16 protein-coding genes are annotated in these 17674 nt (G+C 42.9%); 2 read left to right on the forward strand and 14 right to left on the reverse strand.

Annotation, left to right across the window (positions count from 1 at the left end; all coding sequences use genetic code 11):
* Positions 1-318: 318 nt before the first annotated feature.
* From DYB02_RS11170 to DYB02_RS11240, 6 genes are all read right to left on the reverse strand, one after another.
* Positions 319-948, reverse strand: a complete 630-nt coding sequence (locus DYB02_RS11170) for a hypothetical protein (RefSeq protein ID WP_029807123.1) — start codon at positions 946-948, stop codon at positions 319-321.
* A 139-nt stretch (positions 949-1087) separates the two neighbouring features.
* The gene (locus DYB02_RS11180) at positions 1088-1699 is read right to left on the reverse strand and encodes a hypothetical protein (RefSeq protein ID WP_029807124.1); all 612 of its coding nucleotides are present in this window, start codon (positions 1697-1699) and stop codon (positions 1088-1090) included.
* 858 nt (positions 1700-2557) lie between these two features.
* The gene (locus tag DYB02_RS11195) at positions 2558-3130 is read right to left on the reverse strand and encodes a hypothetical protein (protein ID WP_025639178.1); all 573 of its coding nucleotides are present in this window, start codon (positions 3128-3130) and stop codon (positions 2558-2560) included.
* Positions 3131-3289: 159 nt separating this feature from the next.
* Positions 3290-3652: a hypothetical protein gene (locus tag DYB02_RS11205; RefSeq protein ID WP_029807170.1), complete on the reverse strand. Its 363-nt coding sequence runs from the start codon at positions 3650-3652 to the stop codon at positions 3290-3292.
* Between the two features lie 1946 nt (positions 3653-5598).
* Entirely contained in the window at positions 5599-6327 is a 729-nt protein-coding gene (locus DYB02_RS11235; protein WP_029807091.1) for a hypothetical protein, read from the reverse strand.
* Between the two features lie 227 nt (positions 6328-6554).
* A complete protein-coding gene (locus tag DYB02_RS11240; RefSeq protein ID WP_025510468.1) occupies positions 6555-6764 on the reverse strand; it encodes a DUF3955 domain-containing protein in 210 nt (69 codons plus the stop codon).
* Positions 6765-7073: 309 nt separating this feature from the next.
* On the opposite strand from DYB02_RS11240, the gene DYB02_RS11245 reads away from it, so the two are divergent.
* Positions 7074-8036 (forward strand): integron integrase, encoded by a 963-nt coding sequence (locus DYB02_RS11245; RefSeq protein ID WP_021823496.1) that lies wholly within the window; start codon positions 7074-7076, stop codon positions 8034-8036.
* A gap of 60 nt (positions 8037-8096) precedes the next feature.
* Here DYB02_RS11245 and DYB02_RS11250 read toward each other — a convergent pair whose 3' ends face one another.
* The 8 genes from DYB02_RS11250 to DYB02_RS11285 all read right to left on the reverse strand — a co-directional run bounded on the left by DYB02_RS11250 (position 8097) and on the right by DYB02_RS11285 (position 15940).
* Positions 8097-8570: a DUF2947 domain-containing protein gene (locus DYB02_RS11250; RefSeq protein ID WP_005458833.1), complete on the reverse strand. Its 474-nt coding sequence runs from the start codon at positions 8568-8570 to the stop codon at positions 8097-8099.
* 13 nt (positions 8571-8583) lie between these two features.
* Entirely contained in the window at positions 8584-9171 is a 588-nt protein-coding gene (locus tag DYB02_RS11255; protein WP_029805496.1) for an HD domain-containing protein, read from the reverse strand.
* A 1-nt stretch (position 9172) separates the two neighbouring features.
* On the reverse strand, positions 9173-9757 hold the full coding sequence (gene rimJ / locus DYB02_RS11260; protein ID WP_005458831.1) for a ribosomal protein S5-alanine N-acetyltransferase: 585 nt from the start codon (positions 9755-9757) through the stop codon (positions 9173-9175).
* 36 nt (positions 9758-9793) lie between these two features.
* A complete protein-coding gene (gene tyrR / locus DYB02_RS11265) occupies positions 9794-11338 on the reverse strand; it encodes a transcriptional regulator TyrR (RefSeq protein WP_029805497.1) in 1545 nt (514 codons plus the stop codon).
* A 100-nt stretch (positions 11339-11438) separates the two neighbouring features.
* The gene (locus DYB02_RS11270; RefSeq protein ID WP_029805498.1) at positions 11439-12479 is read right to left on the reverse strand and encodes a YcjF family protein; all 1041 of its coding nucleotides are present in this window, start codon (positions 12477-12479) and stop codon (positions 11439-11441) included.
* Positions 12476-13852, reverse strand: a complete 1377-nt coding sequence (locus tag DYB02_RS11275; protein ID WP_021453018.1) for a YcjX family GTP-binding protein — start codon at positions 13850-13852, stop codon at positions 12476-12478. Before DYB02_RS11275 ends, DYB02_RS11270 begins: the two co-directional genes overlap by 4 nt.
* Before the next feature lie 211 nt (positions 13853-14063).
* On the reverse strand, positions 14064-14249 hold the full coding sequence (locus DYB02_RS11280; RefSeq protein WP_005458825.1) for a hypothetical protein: 186 nt from the start codon (positions 14247-14249) through the stop codon (positions 14064-14066).
* A 173-nt stretch (positions 14250-14422) separates the two neighbouring features.
* On the reverse strand, positions 14423-15940 hold the full coding sequence (locus DYB02_RS11285) for a fumarate hydratase (protein WP_005376905.1): 1518 nt from the start codon (positions 15938-15940) through the stop codon (positions 14423-14425).
* 271 nt (positions 15941-16211) lie between these two features.
* Here DYB02_RS11285 and pabB point away from each other — a divergent pair, with 271 nt between their 5' ends.
* Positions 16212-17576 (forward strand): aminodeoxychorismate synthase component I, encoded by a 1365-nt coding sequence (gene pabB, locus DYB02_RS11295; protein WP_029805500.1) that lies wholly within the window; start codon positions 16212-16214, stop codon positions 17574-17576.
* Positions 17577-17674 lie beyond the last annotated feature (98 nt).

A 17674-nucleotide genomic window follows, 5' to 3' on the forward strand; every position in this document is an offset into this window, starting at 1 on the left:
TCAACAGCAACACCAAAGAAAGACAATGCTGACTTAGTAAAAGCCACGAAAAAGAAGAAGCACCAAAGAAATAGGCTAAGAGTTAGAAGTCGTAAACGGTGAAGTCAAAACAAACACTCCGCATGTAGTGCCACCGGAAAGAACGTGAAAGGTACAAACTGAAAGGTGTAAAGACGAGCGCAAAAACAGATAAACACCAAAACTTATGACCTTTGATGTCAAACCCGTACTAACGCCGCATTAAGGTGTGAGCAGCGCTTGGCTATACTTGAGCGAAGCGAAAACGCCAAGCGTTGCGAATCACTCTTAAATGCTTTGTTAGCTTTGTACTCCCAGCTCGTGCATTAGTTTCTTTCTGCACTTTTCGACAGACTCAATGGCTGACGAATAACCTGAGACTGCTGATTCTAATATTGCTTCGTCAGGACCATTGCTGAGAGCAAGTTCCATACTAGATAGCATACCTATAGATTGAGATAAGTCTGACAAGGCTTGCTTTGCTGCTGAAGTAAGGTAAAGACCGTGAACCATTTTAACTTTATCTATAGCGACGCGATAATAATGAAAATGTCGATTGTCGGCTAAAGTGTCGACATTACTCCAAACGTAATGTTCATTTGGTAATCGTTCTGCGAGTTGTTTCCAGCTGTATAGATGAATTTCTACGAGTAACTCATCAATTGCAGTCAGCGCGTCCAAACTCTTAGATTGAAATGACTGACGAAGAGCACCTTTCACATCTAGTTCTGTTTTGATTTTTTCGAGTTCAACAGCATGCTGACGTTTAATGGATTCTACTTGATCTGTAATCTGCCCAATATCTTCTTTTGTCGCTAAGTTTTTGGCTTTTTCAGATAAATACTTGGGAAAGTAGTTTCTAACAAGAAAGCCGCCGATGGATATGGATACCACCACAGCAATGTTTAAGATTAATACTAAATCTTCCAATTGACCTCCAAAGAAGCTAACGCTGCGTTAAGGGGTGAATGCCGCATAAACCAACTTTCCGCAGACCACTTTCACCACGAAAATCAACGCAAACTAAAAATGCCACGCGGCATGAATCCCACTTGAACGCCTTGTTAGGCTAAAAATCCATCAGTAACTTTTTTGTGGTTTCAGTAGCCAAATCATTGATTTCTCGAAAACCTATTAACTCCATTTCCATGATTTTCTTTAAACCAGACATTATAAAAATGCCAAGCAATATCACCATTTTGGGGTGTTTTAAGGCATTTTCTTGGTAGTATACTTTTGTATCTTCTTTTGCATACCAGCTTATTGTGTCAGCCCAAGCCTTTTTTTGATTCTTATCTAGTGAACCAATGTAGCTATCGAAAGTAAACTCCATATTTTCAATACGGTGCGCTAAGTTATTACGCAAGTTTGAAAACATCTTGATAAATTTACGTTCATTCGCATCGAGTAAATCTAGATCTTTTGCCATTTTAAGCTTGCCTGCCTGTTCATCCGATAATGGCAACCTCTCTATCGTCGGACGGATCCGATCGTCATTAATTTGAGTTAAAAGCAGCTCGGTAACCATTGCTTCAATAAAAGCATGCATTTTAATAACAAAAGACCAGTCATCCTCTTCATAAATCTTGAAAAGTGTGCCCCTCTTGTGATCCAAAGCATCAAAAAGTTCACTATGGCGTTTTTTAAGAAGTATCGCCGCTTCTTTCTTTGATACATACACCGTGCTTACCTCTTTTAGCCTAACGCCCTGCTAAGGGGTGAGCAACGCAATACCGAAGCCGCCGCATACCACCTTAATCACTAAATTCAACGCATAGTAAAAATGCCACGCGTTGCGAATCCCTCTTGAGCAGTTTGTTAGTTTGCAAACCCAAAACGTTGATTTTAAGTCATTTTAAACTTTGCAAACAACAAACTTTATGTGTTTTGATGCATTTGAGTCAGGCGTAGTCTAAAAGCGGCTAGTCAATGAAACCACGTGGAACAAACAACGCCGCAGAAAACGAACTTACAACACCAAAAAGCGCTTTTGGAAAACCAATCTCACAATGCGGACTTTCAACAAAGCCACTGAAACCACATGAACTTACCACACCAGAGAAAACGTTATTTCAGCGAGTAAATCGGCTTTTGTACCAGCAAACTCAACGAGCAGAGTTTCAGCAAAAGAGTTCAGCTCAATTAACCCAAAAGTCACCGCACCAAAGAATAAATCAACCGTTGAAACGATGCCAATTTTGGATTTTAACCACGCTAATTAACACTGAAATTGAACACCAATACGACAATTTCAACTTTGAACTTTTACCGCTAGATCTTGCGATATAGCTACGTTTATCCTCTTGCAAACTAACGCCCTGTTAAGGTGTGAGCAACGCAATACCAATGCTTCCGCATACCACCTTATACACTAAACGCAACGCATAGCAAAAATGCCACGCGTTGCGAATCACTCTTAAACAGTTTGTTATAGCAATTTTAACCGCGTCTTGTTGGTCTCGTTGGAGGAGGTGGTGGCGGTGGGACTGCATGTTTTGGCGTTTCTCTTGGTTGATCAACTGGTCTAGGTGGGGTTTTATCATTCATTCTCTTTTATCTCCGTTGTGTTCGTTGGTTGCCCAACTTCTGTTACTTGATTTGACTCAAGTTTTTGAAAATCTGTATTTTGGAAAACAAATAATCCAAACGAAGCAATAGCTAGAAACAGAGCTATTGCACCAAAGTAATGTGAGAGACGAGCAACAAGAACTAGTTTTTTATTCTCAGAAAACACCGCTTCTTCAGGAACCTCATCACCTTCATTTTGAATCGCACTTATAATACTTATTCTGTTTTGAATAATGCTATCTGAAAGCTCTCTGTTTCTATAATACAGGTGTCCTGAAAACAGCAAGCTAGATAAAACAAAGAACACCGAGACTACAAACAATAACCAGCTCGATTTTGCAAATATCAGGCTATCAACATTACCTTCAATGTAAAGTTTATCAAACAAGGTAAATGTTAAACCTAGACCCGCACTTGAAATTGCAAGCACAGCTTTATCAAGTCCCTCAGAAACCTTGGTTTCACCCTCAACCAATTGACTCCTATAATTTAAATAAGACTCAATTTCCGAGTTTAGCTGTTCAATTCGTGAACTTTCAGACATATTCATCCTTAAATTGCTATAACGCCTTGTTAAGGTGTGAGGCATGCAATACCGATGCTTCCGCATACTACCTTAACCACTAAACCTAACGCATAGTAAAAATGCTACGCGTGCCGAATCACTCTTGAACAATTTGTTATGAGGAATTGACGACATAGCTTAACTTCCCATAAGAGCTTTATATCGCCAACCGACTCCGGGGATCTCTGCTATAACTAAACCTGAAACCACTGCAAACAAAGTAAAAATTACAAGACCTACAATCCAGCCCCAAAAGTTGGAGCTAGACCGGCTTGCCACTTTAGTTCCACCGTACACAGCTATGCCAAATGTTGCTAGAGCAGTCCCCCAAAATAAGGCAACAGCTAATGAAGCTTCCACAACACCAGAAAAATAGTTTTTCTCCCCCCACGCTTGAGAGACACCATCCAGTAAACAAAACACGACAAAACCGACTAGATACTTTACCCAATTGGGAGCATTTACTAATTTATCAATCAACGTGAACTCGCCTTTACTCATAACGCCCTGTTAAGGTGTGAGCAACGCATTACCGATGCCGCCGCATACTACCTTAAACACTAAAATCAACGCATAGTAAAAATGCCACGCGTTGCGAATCACTCTTGAACAGTTTGTTATGTGCGCTTGTACAGCGTATTCAATACATTAACAGTTAAGGGCCTAACCTTGTGTTGCGCACAAAAAGATCAATTGTGTGCATTCAACGGCGTTTTTTTAAAGTACAACAAGGCTAAGAAAATGAAATTTAATGGCGGGATAAATGCGAATATAAATCCAAAAATTGCCCCTGCTACACCTTTATTCAGCTTCCTTTCACCTAAAAAGAATCCAATTATTGAGTTGACCACTGCATAAACAATAAAGATCAGTAGAGGTAAATAAATCGCGTGCATAATAAATCCTTTTAAAATAAACACTGTGAGAACGTTATAACTTGCTTTACCTTAGCACATAACGCGCAGTTAAGGTGTGAGAGACGCACATGCACCCTAACCTAAAATAAACTCTGATAAATCCGTGCCTATTTGGGCACTAAAACCCCAATGCGTTTCGAATCGCCTTGAACGTCTTGTTATTCCGCAACTAAAGTCGGCTATGTTTACGCCTAATCTTTTGATATGACGAGAAATTTTCGGTATGCAGGCAAAAATCGAAGCCGAAGTATTTGGCAGCTCACTACCTTAAATCGCTTTAGCGTCACTCTTTAATTGCTGCGCCATATTAAGGTGCGCTTAAAGCGCTTTAAGGCTAGCATGGAAATGACCAATATTCGCCCTTTTCGCCGCTTTTCCACCCTATTACCCCGCCACTTTCACTCTTAGGCTACAATCACGTACATTCAGCCTGAGAGATCCGTTGCGGAAATAACGCGCAGTTAAGGTGTGAGAGACACACATGCACCCTAACCTAAAATAAACTCTGATAAATCCGTGCCTATTTGGGCACTAAAACCCCAATGCGTTTCGAATCGCCTTGAACGTCTTGTTATTCCGCAACTAAAGTCGGCTATGTTTACGCCTAATCTTTTGATATGACGAGAAATTTTCGGTATGCAGGCAAAAATCGAAGCCGAAGTATTTGGCAGCTCACTACCTTAAATCGCTTTAGCGTCACTCTTTAATTGCTGCGCCATATTAAGGTGCGCTTAAAGCGCTTTAAGGCTAGCATGGAAATGACCAATATTCGCCCTTTTCGCCGCTTTTCCACCCTATTACCCCGCCACTTTCACTCTTAGGCTACAACCACGTACATTCAGCCTGAGAGATCCGTTGCGGAAATAACGCCCAATTAAGGTGTGAGGCACGCAATACCAATGCTGCCGCATACCACCTTAATCACTAAAACCAACGCATACTAAAAATGCCACGCGTGCCGAATCACTCTTAAATTGTTTGTTAGTACGCTGTACCTAAACCTTTTGGTTTGCACCAAGATATTGAAATATAGCACGAAACTGTTGGCTTAAAACGCTGAAACTGAGGGACAACTGCCAAACTAGAACTCAACCTCAAAACGTAAGTTGGCGAGAAGAAAAACACGCCAAGTTGCCCTATTTTGACCAGTTTCAAATTAGCAAAGGATTCGCTCACCAGACTTAAACAATCACACCAAAGTACCGAATTGAAGACTAAAAAACCAACCACAAAAAAGAAACAGCGCCAACGAAACAGCCCAAAAGTTAGAAACCGTAAACGGTGAAATAAAAGCGAAAACAACTCATATAGTGCCACCGGAGCGAACATGAAACGCACATTTGATCCTGTGTAAAGCTAGGAAAAGAAACCAATAAATACCAAGACTTTTAACCTCTGATGCCAACCCAGTGCTAACGCCCTGTTAAGGTGTGAGCAACGCAATACCGATGTTCCCGCATGCTACCTTAAACACTAAATGCAACGCATAGCAAAAATGCCAAGCGTTGCGAATCACTCTTGAACAGATTGTTATAACTCAAGTTTAAAAGTGAGTTTTTTATTATTTTTTTCTTTTTCCAGGACTAGATCTTCTTCCATCTTTTTGTTGACTAGATCAAGGTTAATAGATTCTTGTTCAATTTTCTTTTTTTCTAGAACAAGATTAATTAATTCTTGTTCTACTTTGTCATTTTCCAAAATAACTATGGCCATTTCATTTTCGATTTTTCGCAACTCTAGCTCTCTAAACTTAAGATTAAGTTTTGTCATTTGGTCAATTGGCTTTTGCACATTATCACGCCAATTTCTCATTCCAACAACGAGTAAAGCTATAGAAATTACAAAACCAACACTATAAATAAGGTGTAGGTTAATTCCTGTTACAAAATTAACATTTTCAGTCAGTGGTTTCGCTATTTCCTCATGCTTTTTATATAATGAAATATTTATTTCTTGAATTGTTCTTAGGTAGTCTAATTTTTCGATTTCGATATAATCACTTGTTTCAGTAACTATCAACTTCCCACAATCTTTACTTTCATCATGAGGATTTAAAATTTGTTCTTTCCTACAATCAATCATATCCAACATATTAACAGCATTATGATAGCTAGAAGAAAATCTGTTCATTTCACTGAAATTGAAATACAAATAGTGGATATACAGAAAAGAAATAGAGAAAAATATTGTTAATATCAAGCCCAAAACAGCCTGAAACTTATATAAGCTATCTGTTGGAATTGATTGCGTAACCCTCATAACCATCCTTTTTATTTATAAATTTTAACTATCAATCTTGATTTGCTATACCTACGATACAACATACGAATTTTTTACGTTACGCCCTTGAGTTATAACGCCGCATTAAGGTGTGAGCAGCGCTTGGCTATACTTGAGCAAAGCGAAACTGCCAAGCGTTGCGAATCACTCTTAAATGCTTTGTTATAACGAAGCTTCTTAGTGCGCTTGTGGCTTAACTAACCCGTTTACTGAACCTTTCTATGTTTAACGAAGGTAACAACCAAAGCCACTAACGCCAGTAGCTGAAAAAGCCAAAATAAAGGAATGAACCCAAATGGCTCAACTAAGAAGCCATTTCCATCTACGTATGAACCGATGGTGTTATAAGCAATTAAACACAAAATACCGCTGATACAGAAAAGAACGCTTATTTTATACTTACGGAGAAATTTCATCGGAGCCTCAATATTTGAATATCTAACAATGTTAGACATTTTGTAAGAGTACATGGTTCACCCCAATAATCATGATTGGACAGACAAGTTATAACGCTTTCTATACCGCAAATAGCGGCCTTTCTCGCACGCTACCGCCTTCTTTCCTGACAAGAGAAAAGCAAATCCTAGCACTTATCTTCATGAAACAAATAGAAAAGTAGTATGAATATGTGTGTTTGAACACGCAATTAGACGGCAAAAAGCATGATAACTGGGCCAGTATTGATAAATTACAACACCTGTATAAATAAACAGACCTATAATATTATGAAAAGTCAATTTCTGCTAAGTGTAAAAGAGCATATGCTTACTCGCCATTATGCCAACAAAACTATCGAGAGTTACCTATTCTGGATAAAGCGCTTTATTGTATTCCATCAGCTTGCTCATCCATCGAAGTTATCTGAAGACGACGTTATTCGATTTCTCAGCCACCTCGCTATCGATGAAAAAGTTGCAGTCAAAACTCAAGCATTGGCGCTGAATGCTATTTCGTTTTTATATCGAGACTTTTTTAAAACCCCGCTTTCACTGGATATGAGGTTCCAAAAATCACTGACGGAAAAGAAGCTCCCTGTTGTTTTGACTCGCGATGAAGTCCGCAGGTTTGTGCAACATATCGATCCGAGATATAAGCTTCACATCCAACTCCTATACGGTTCTGGGCTTCGAATTATGGAATGCCTTAGACTAAGAATCCAAGACATAGATTATGACTATGGTGCAGTGAGAGTCTGGCAAGGGAAAGGTGGAAAAAACCGTACGGTCACATTGGCGAAAGAGCTCCATGAGCCGCTAAAATCGCAGATGAACTTAGCAAGAAACTACTACTTCAAGGACCGGCATGTACCCGGATACGCAGGTGTTTACATCTCTGAAGGTTTGCGCCGTAAATATCCGAATGCAGAATTAGATTTCAATTGGCACTTTTTGTTTCCGTCTAACAAGTTAAGTGTCGACAAAGAGACAGGACAACTGCGAAGACATCATATAAATGAAAGCGCAATTCAAAGAGCGGTAAAGCGCTCCGCGCTCGATGCAAACATAGAAAAAACGGTCACCTGTCACACGTTAAGACATAGCTTTGCAACGCATTTATTGGAATCTGGTGCTGATATTAGAACAGTACAAGAGCAGCTTGGTCACACCGATGTAAAGACCACCCAAATATATACCCACGTAATTGAGAGAGGTGCAGGCGGAGTCCTAAGCCCTTTATCAAGTCTTTAAAAAAACAAAAGCCACCTGGTTGGTGGCTAGTATCATGAGCGGGTGATGAGTTAGTACAAGTTAGTGACGCTCACCAAGTTTAACCATTCCTTTTGAGTCAAACCACAATGCTTGCGAGCGGCGACGACCAATAAGAATAGGACCATCATCATAGAACAAAAAGTTCTTCCAATGCTTTTTAAAAATCGACCATTTTGTTTCTATGACATTGTACTTTTCGTAACAGAAATACACGGTCACATCATCTTGCCAATCGATATGTGCATCAACTTCTTGTGGCATTTCAGGCTCATCCGATTCCCATGCAGCCATCCAATCTACAGATTCTAACCAATTTGATTCACTCATCGGCCAATCTTGTGAGCTTAGGCGATCCATATCAGGGCTTTGCGCGCTAATGTTCTCTTTCCAAAATTGCGCAGAACGAGCTTGGCTCATCGGCTTGATAAATGCCAAATCTTCTTCTGGCACTGGCATCGACTGATGCGTAAAAATCCATTTTCTTTGGTATTCATCCAAAGGCAAATAAGACATTCAGTCTCCTTTATTACGATTTCAGCCAACCTTTCTCTGTGGCTTCTTCAATCAACTCTTTCGCTTTGTCCCACAAGGTAACAGAGCCAAATTCAATTCGTTTATTAATGGTAAGCGCCTGTTCACGCGTTACACTATTCTCTTTCCAACTTTGACCATTGGTATGGTAGTTCAAGAGCATGGGAATTAAACGATCAAGCGCTTTTGCATATTTTGCATCATCACTCTGCGCGGCTTCAAACTCTAGCCAAAGCGCTAATAATTCTTGCCCTTGATCTGTTGGTAACATACCAAATAAGCGTTCAGCGGCTTTTATTTCTTTTTCTGCTTGCTCTTTTGAAGCTGCAGTATCATAAACAAACGTGTCGCCTGCGTCGATCTCAACAACGTCATGTATCAATAGCATTTTCATCACTCGACAGATATCGACTGGCGCATTTGCGTGCTCGACCATTAAGACTGCCATCAATGTGACATGCCAACTGTGCTCACCACTGTTTTCAAGACGACCTTCGGCGCTTTTCACCCGAGTACGACGCAATACGCTTTTGAGCTTATCAAGCTCAATGAGTAATGCTAACTGCTTTTCTAATCGATCCATATTAGCGCCCTTCTTGCTGCCAATGAGGGTTAGTTAATGATGTCAGCACATGATCTTGCCATTCACCATTGATCAAAAGGTAATCTTTTGCGTAACCTTCTTTGCTAAACCCGACAAACTCTAGCACAGCTTCACTGCGTTTGTTATGAGGCATATAGCCGGCTTGGATACGATGCATTTTTTGCACGTTAAACATGTAGTCGCATGCCATTTTTAACCCACGACGCATATAGCCGTGACCTTGTGCCTCTTCCGCCAAGGAATAGCCAACGTTACAGCTATAAAATGGAAAACGACTCATACTGCTGAATGAAATCGTTCCTAGCATGCGCCCTGTATCAACATGAATTAGCAAGCAATAGTAGCCAAGCCCCATGCGATGAAGCTCGTTCAACTTAATCAGTTTTTGGAGCCAACCATTAACAGAGAAAAACGCCTCTTCTCGCTTTGGTTCAAATGGCTTCAAATAATCGCGATTAGATTGAAAATACGCCGCGATCATATCGGCATCACCGATTTCAGCGGTTCGTAGAAGCAAGTCGCCGTCCAACTTGTGAACGGCGATTGATGAACTATGATCTTCCATTACAAACGACAACTTCCCTTTTCTTGATTACTCGCGTTAATTCTTACGAATCCCATAGTCACGTAACTTATTCGCAATAGACGTGTGCGACACATTCAAACGCTTCGCTAACTTACGGCTTGACGGGAACGACTGGTACAAACGCTCCAACACCTGGGATTCATAATCACGCATTATCTCGTCCAAAGAACCATCAATATTGAGCGTTGCACTGCCCCCGCCAACTGACTGCGGCTGTGGCAAATTAAAATGTTCGGCTTTCAGTAAATGACCATCCATTTCTGTTAGCGCTCGCAACACCATATTATCTAGCTGACGCATGTTACCCGGCCATTGGTAGCCGGCCAGAGCATCAACCAAACCGTCATCCAGCCCCGGCTTATCGATACCCAGCTGCTGCGCGTGTTTTGTCACGAACAAATCCAGCAAAGGTGCCACATCATTCGAGCGCTTACGCAGTGGAGGAATGCTTAACGTCAGTACATTGAGGCGATAATACAAATCTTCACGGAACATACCCGCTTCAGAAAGCTCAGCAAGGTTATGTTTTGTCGAAGCAATAATGCGAACATCTACATGCATTTCATCTTCTGCACCAACACGACGGAAGTTACCATCTTGTAGAAAACGAAGAAGTTTGATTTGCAGATGAGCACTCATCTCACCAATTTCATCAAGAAATACCGTACCACCATTTGCCTGTTCAAAAATACCTTTGTGGCCTTGTTCGTGATTGAATGAACCCGGCGCATGACCAAACAGCTCGGTTTCTGCAACGTCATCTGGCATGGATGCACAGCTCAACACAAGGAATGGTTTACTCGCACGGCTAGAACGACTATGACAGGCTTTTGCGAGCATTTCTTTGCCAGTACCTGTTTCACCTTCGATTAGTAGCGGTTGATCCAGAACAGAAAGCTTCTTAGCCTGATTAATCAATGCTTTATGGCGGTTTGATATTCCTACAAAGTGCTCAAAACCCAATGGATTATGCAACGGCAGTCTTTCTTCGATTTGCGTGCCGTGCTGGCTTGTTCGAATCGTCATCAAAGTGCTTGCAAGCGTAGAATTTTGCGCTTCGTCTCTGATATAGACAGGCATGAGCTCTAAGATGTAATCCAACCCATCAATAACTAGGTTTTCACGAGTACGAGCGTTCACGCCTTCAGACCAACGAGAGAAACGGACGCTTGGTAATAACGCACCAATCTGAGTGCCGATGACTTCTTGTTTATGCAGGCCGAGTAGCGACAAAGCAGACATGTTCGCCATATCGACAGCACCTTTGAGGTCGATTGCAAAAACCGGGTCCGGCAAATTATCAACCAACGAAAGCAGCTCAGTGTTGTGGCGCTCCATTGGCATAAATTGGATTTTACGTACGTCTTTAACCCCCCGAATACGGCGGATTTCAGCCATCAACTCACTAAAAGTATCAAAATCAATATCTGGGCAATTTAAATAGATGATGCCACTGATATCGATTTCAATACCACGTAAGTCGATACTTTTAGACGCTAAAATATCGAGCAGTTCTCGGGTAAGACCGAGTCTATCTTCACATAAGACTTCAAGACGCACTGAAAATATCCCAATTCACAACTGTCAGGAAAAGTTGACAGTAGTTTCTATCAAGCTTGTATTGGCGTCAAGCAATCCTATCGGTCAAAGGTGATATTCGTTATGGTTTCATCGTGATTGATGCAACTTTCGCCACCACGGCTTTGCGGATAGTCCCGAGTTTGACTTGGCGATCAGGATACCAAGGAAGCGGACGCAGTAAGGCCATCGCTTTCAATCCTAAACGCGCAGTAAGAATCCCCACGCCAAGCCCCTGCCCTGCACGAGCAGAAACTTTGCCAGCAAGATCCATCGACATCAAATCCATACCGGCGTCAATGGCTAACTCACTTGCACCTGCCGCTGCCATATTCACGAATACCGCTCTCAATAGCTTGATGCGCGAAGCATAACCTAATTCAACGCCATACACTTTGGATAAGTTATCGATCATTTTGAAGTTTCGCCACGCCACCAGCAACATATCAGCGGCGGCGAGTGGACTTACCGCAACTAGCGCAGCAGACTCAGTCGCGTGCTGAGAAACCACTTTTGTAGCGAGCTTGTCTTGTTGACTAACGACCATAGAATCGTACATATCGAGGATTTCCGCATCACTGTGTGCTGGGTTAATGCTGTTCTGCCAGCGATCAAAGCCTGGGTTCTCTGCTAAAACACCACTCTGTTCCGCCACCTTTTCGCAAAACACCTTGCCTTTACCCACACTGTCACTGTGAACGAGCAGTTCGGCTTCTTCTTGAATGCTGAAATGATTTCTTAATTTACGTAGCTTCCAGAGTTCTTTACCGATAGCACCGAGGCCCAATGAAGCCACTGCAGTAATGAAACCCGCCCAACCTAATGCTAGCCAGTCAGCTGTTTGCACCGCAGTGACAAATGAGTCTACAGCCTGCCACCCGACCAATCCGGCAAAAGTAGCAAACACGCCGGTTGCGAGCCATTTTCTGCTCGGCCTAGGGCGAATCACATGTTCAAGTTGCAGTTCTTGTTCGGTTTCAATTCGATCTTCTTCTATCTTCACTGGTACAAAAGTTTCTTTTTCACTGAATGTCTTTTGCGCCGTTAACTCTGGTGAATCCGATTGCTGCTCTTTCTCTAGTGCTTTGTCAGAGAAAATTTGTTTCTGCTTCAATTCGCTCATTTCAATTTGTCTCCTAGCAGATAATCCAGTGCTTTATCTAGACGTATGTGTTTCATCGGTTCATCACTTGCTGACGGCATAGGACGGAAGGAAGTAAAGTCAAAACCACTGTTTTGCCAATAGGCGGCATTGGGTAGCTTCTTCGGCACCTCTCCTGGGAACATCGTCATTGGCTCACCGTTTAAGGTCGTACCTTGTAACGCCGAAATGGTTTTGTCGCCTGAGGTAATAAAACCTGAAGTGGTCGCTTGGATGGAGGCAATGCTCATACAACTCATTTCAATGTTCTCATAAGCAGCGGTTTGCCATGCTGGGTGCACCATTTGTTGCAGTAGAGAAACAAGATGCGGATGCTGATCTGGTGTCACGTGATCGGCCTTGGTGGCGGCAAATAGCACTTTGTCTATTTTTGGCGAGAACAAACGACGCAAAAAGCTACTGCGACCATAACGAAAGCTGTGCATGATCTGCTCAAGAGCCTGACGCATATCATAAAACGCCTCGTCGCCAGCATTAAGTGGCTGTAAACAATCCACCAGCACAATTTGGCGGTCAAATGTTGCAAAATGGTGCTTATAAAACGCTTTCACGACTTTTTGCTGATATTCATGAAAACGCGCTTCTAACATGGCTAAGTTACTGCCTTTAGGCGCTTTGCTTTCCGATTCAAATCGACAAGGAAAGAACTGTAACACCGGTGCACCAGCAAGCTCCCCTGGTAACACAAATCGTCCTGGCTGAACCCAGTGCAGCCCAGCATCTTTACAAGCATGGAGATAATCCGTGTAAGCGTGAGCCACTTTCTCTAGCTGTTTTTCATCTGCATCCGCATTGAGCTCAATCTGTTCGAGTTCAGCTAGCCATGCTTGAGCTAACTCTTTGCGTTTGCCTTTCAGCGCGTCAAACTGCGTTTGAGACCAACTCGAAAAATTCATATCGAGCAAAGGCAAGTCCAATAGCCATTCACCCGGATAGTCGATGATGTCAACATTGAGAACCGCCGTTTTACTGAGCAGCTTCTTGGTCGTTTTCTTTGGTTTGTATTTTAAAGCTAGGCGAATTTCGCTCACATCACGCGTTGGCACAGGCCATTGTGGTGGGTTCGCATGAATCTGGCTCATCGCCTCGTCGTAAGCAAAGCGAGGCACCATCATATTGGTTTGAGGTTCACGCTTTGCACCAATAAGGCGTTTGTCTCTCGCGGCGGTCAATAAAGGTAGATTGTCGTGAGTGGCGGTGTGAAGCAACTGATTAACCAAAGACGTGATAAAGGCCGTTTTACCCGCTCGGGATAACCCAGTTACCGCAATTCTTACATTAGAATCCATACCACGGCTGATAAAGTCGTTCACTTCTTGCTTTATTCTTTTCATAGTTTTTATTTATCTCACCAGTTTTTATACCCAACGCTTCAATAGAAGTAACTTGAGTATCACGAGTCTAAGTTTACCAACCTTAATCAAAGATGAACAAAATCTGCAATCTAGTGCTGACCTCGATAAGTGTAAAATATTGCTGCCTATAAACGGAAAAGCCTCTGAATCACTTCAGAGGCTTATATATTCTAACTAGAGGCTTGATGTTCTAATCTTCTTCAATCAGCTTGTAGATAACAAAGAGTGCGATTTCAAGAACAAACCAAAGCACACAAGTGATGGTGACGTATTTCTCATCAAAAATACTGATACCGTGAAGAATCAAGTCGTAGCCAACAAAGCCACCAACCACTACAGCAAGAATAATTTGTAGAATCTGAATAAAACGAGGCATGCCGTCTCCTAATTATTGTTCGCATAACGTTTGATTGCTATGCCCTAAGGTTTATATCTACATTATATAGACAAAAAGTGCAGTTTTCGCTGCACTTTTGTCAAATGTTTGCTAGGTAAATCAGCACCTTGTCACATTCTCTCTACTGAGACAATGTAAGATTACCGTTTACCTTACGCTTCCATCTCTTGAATTTTTACTTTCCAAGTGTCAGGACCGATTTGGTGCGCGTTAACGCCATTTGAGTCTACAGCCACTGTTACTGGCATATCTTCAACTTCAAATTCGTAAATCGCTTCCATACCTAAATCTTCAAATGCAACAACGCGAGCTTTCTTGATCGCTTTCGCCACCAAGTACGCAGCGCCACCAACAGCCATTAGGTAAACCGCTTTGTGATTCTTGATAGATTCAACCGTTGCAGGGCCACGCTCAGCTTTACCGATCATGCCCATGATGCCGGTTTTTTCTAACATCATATCGGTGAATTTATCCATACGAGTTGATGTTGTTGGGCCAGCAGGACCAACGACCTCATCACCAACTGCATCGACAGGACCTACGTAGTAAATGAACTTACCGTTTAGATCTACGCCTTCAGGTAGACCTTCACCGTTATCTAACATGCCTTGAATACGTTTATGCGCCGCATCACGACCAGTCAGAATTTTACCTGATAGAAGAACAGTTTCGCCTGTCTTCCACTCTTGTACTTCTTCTTTAGTGATCGTGTCTAAGTTTACGCGACGCGTATTTTCGCCCGCTTCCCAAGTAATGTCTGGCCAATCTTCTAGTTTAGGTGGCGTTAGCTCTGCTGGGCCGCTGCCATCAAGCGTGAAGTGTACGTGACGAGTCGCCGCACAGTTCGGGATCAAACAAACAGGCTTAGAAGCCGCGTGCGTTGGCGCAGTTTTGATCTTAACGTCGACAACAGTCGTCAAACCGCCAAGGCCTTGCGCGCCGATACCAAGTTTGTTCACGCGGTTGAAGATATCAAGACGAAGCTCTTCTTCTGCGTTTTGTGGGCCACGGTCGATAAGTTCTTGAATATCGATGTGTTCCATTAGAGATTCTTTTGCCAATACCGCTGCTTTTTCAGCCGTACCGCCAATACCAATGCCAAGCATGCCTGGTGGACACCAGCCCGCGCCCATTGTTGGTAGCGTTTTCTCTACCCACTCAGCAATATCGTCAGATGGGTTTAGCATCACCATCTTAGTTTTGTTTTCACTACCGCCGCCCTTCGCTGCGATCTGAATTTCAACTTTATCGCCCGGTACCATGTTGATGTGTACGACAGCAGGCGTGTTGTCTTTGGTATTAATACGTTTACCGGCAGGATCCATAAGTACTGACGCACGCAACGGGTTGTCTGGGTTCGTATACGCTTGTCGAACACCTTCATCTACCATCTGCTGAACCGTCATGTCGGTTGAGTCCCATTGCACGCCCATACCGATGTTGACGAAACACGTCACGATGCCAGTATCCTGACAAATTGGTCGGTGACCTTCTGCTGACATTCGGGAGTTAATTAGGATCTGAGCAATCGCGTCTTTCGCGGCTTGACTCTCTTCGCGGTGATAGGCTTTTTCAAGAGCTTGAACAAAGTCTAGCGGGTGGTAGTAAGAAATATACTGTAGCGCATCAGCGACACTGCTGATTACATCCTGCTTGCGTATTACCGTCATTACATGCCTCGTTATAGTTATGCTTCCATTATTGGCTTGGCTTCAATCGTGTTTGTTGAGCTTATTGCTCTTTTGAGCTTCGTTTTTTTATAAACAATTGTCGAACGGCTGATATCGACACACGAAACGCTGAAGTCGCCTACTTGTAAACCATCTCAAAACCCTATGAATAGAGGGAGTTTGGCTATACAGAGGAATATGATACTCTTGCTGCCCATGACATGCCATGCAGTGAACGATCTCTTTGTCACAAATTACACAAATGAACAACATGGACAATCAATTCATTGATTTTAAAGCGCTGGAATACGCGCCAGAGTTTGCTCTTCACCTCTTTTCTCGCATTCAACACCAGCCTTGGGCGATGTTGCTGCGTTCTGCATCAAAAACGCATATCGATAGTCGCTTCGATGTATTGGTTGCCAACCCAATTGCAACGTTAGAAACCATTGCCGACAGCACACAAGTTGAAACGCCATCGAATGCCTATTCAACTCAAGATGACCCATTCACGCTGCTTCATCAGTTGCAAGAACAGTGGCTTCCTCACGTTGAGTTAGATAAAGAATTGGATTTGCCTTTTGTCGGCGGAGCGCTCGGTTACTTCAGTTACGATTTAGGTCGACGCGTAGAAACAATGCCAGAACAGGCCGAAAAGGATCTTAACGCGCCTGATATGGCGGTAGGTCTGTATGAATGGGCCGTCGTTGTTGACCACAAGCTTAAAAAAGCATACTTAGTCGGTCAGAATATCGAGCAAGCTTGGCAATGGTTAGACAAACAAGAAGCGGAGCAAAGTGTAGACTTCGCTCTGTCTGGCGATTGGCAGTCAAACATGACGAAAGAGAGCTACGCTACTCGCTTTGACAAGGTGCAAGAATACTTGTTGAGCGGTGACTGCTATCAGATCAATTTGGCGCAACGCTTTAACGCACCGTATCAAGGCAGCGAGTGGCAAGCGTATCTGAAATTGGAGTCCGCCAACCAAGCGCCATTCTCAGCGTTTATCCGCATGCCTGAGTCTTCGATTTTGAGTATCTCTCCAGAGCGCTTTTTAGAACTCAAAGATCGCGTCATTGAAACGAAACCAATCAAAGGTACTCGCCCACGCAGCGAAGATCCAAAGCAAGATAACGCTAATGCCCATGACTTGCAGACAGCGGAAAAAGATCAGGCAGAAAACCTGATGATTGTCGATTTGCTGCGTAATGACATTGGTCGAGTTGCATCACCGGGTAGCGTTCACGTGCCAAAGCTGTTTGATATTGAAAGCTTCCCTGCCGTGCATCATTTGGTGAGCACCATTCGTGCGAATTTGGACGAGCAATATTCTCCTGCAGATTTGCTACGAGCGTGCTTCCCGGGCGGTTCAATTACGGGCGCACCTAAAGTTCGCGCAATGCAGATCATTGAAGAGTTGGAGCCGCATCGACGCAGCGCGTATTGCGGCAGTATTGGCTACATTTCTCGCCATGGTCGTATGGATACCAGCATCACCATCCGCACTCTCGTAGCGGAAAATCACAAACTGTACGCTTGGGCTGGCGGCGGCGTCGTTGCAGATAGCGATTGTGCCTCTGAATATCAAGAAACGTTGGATAAGCTTTCAAAGATTTTGCCAGCGCTGCAATCGTAGGTTTCGACAGATGACAACGTCTCTTGAATCCTGCTGATGAAAACAAGTCAAAACGCCTCCAGTACGGAGGCGTTTTTGTGAGCGCTGTTTGTATGTAC

The sequence above is a fragment of the Vibrio parahaemolyticus genome (assembly GCF_900460535.1).
GTDB lineage: Bacteria > Pseudomonadota > Gammaproteobacteria > Enterobacterales > Vibrionaceae > Vibrio > Vibrio parahaemolyticus.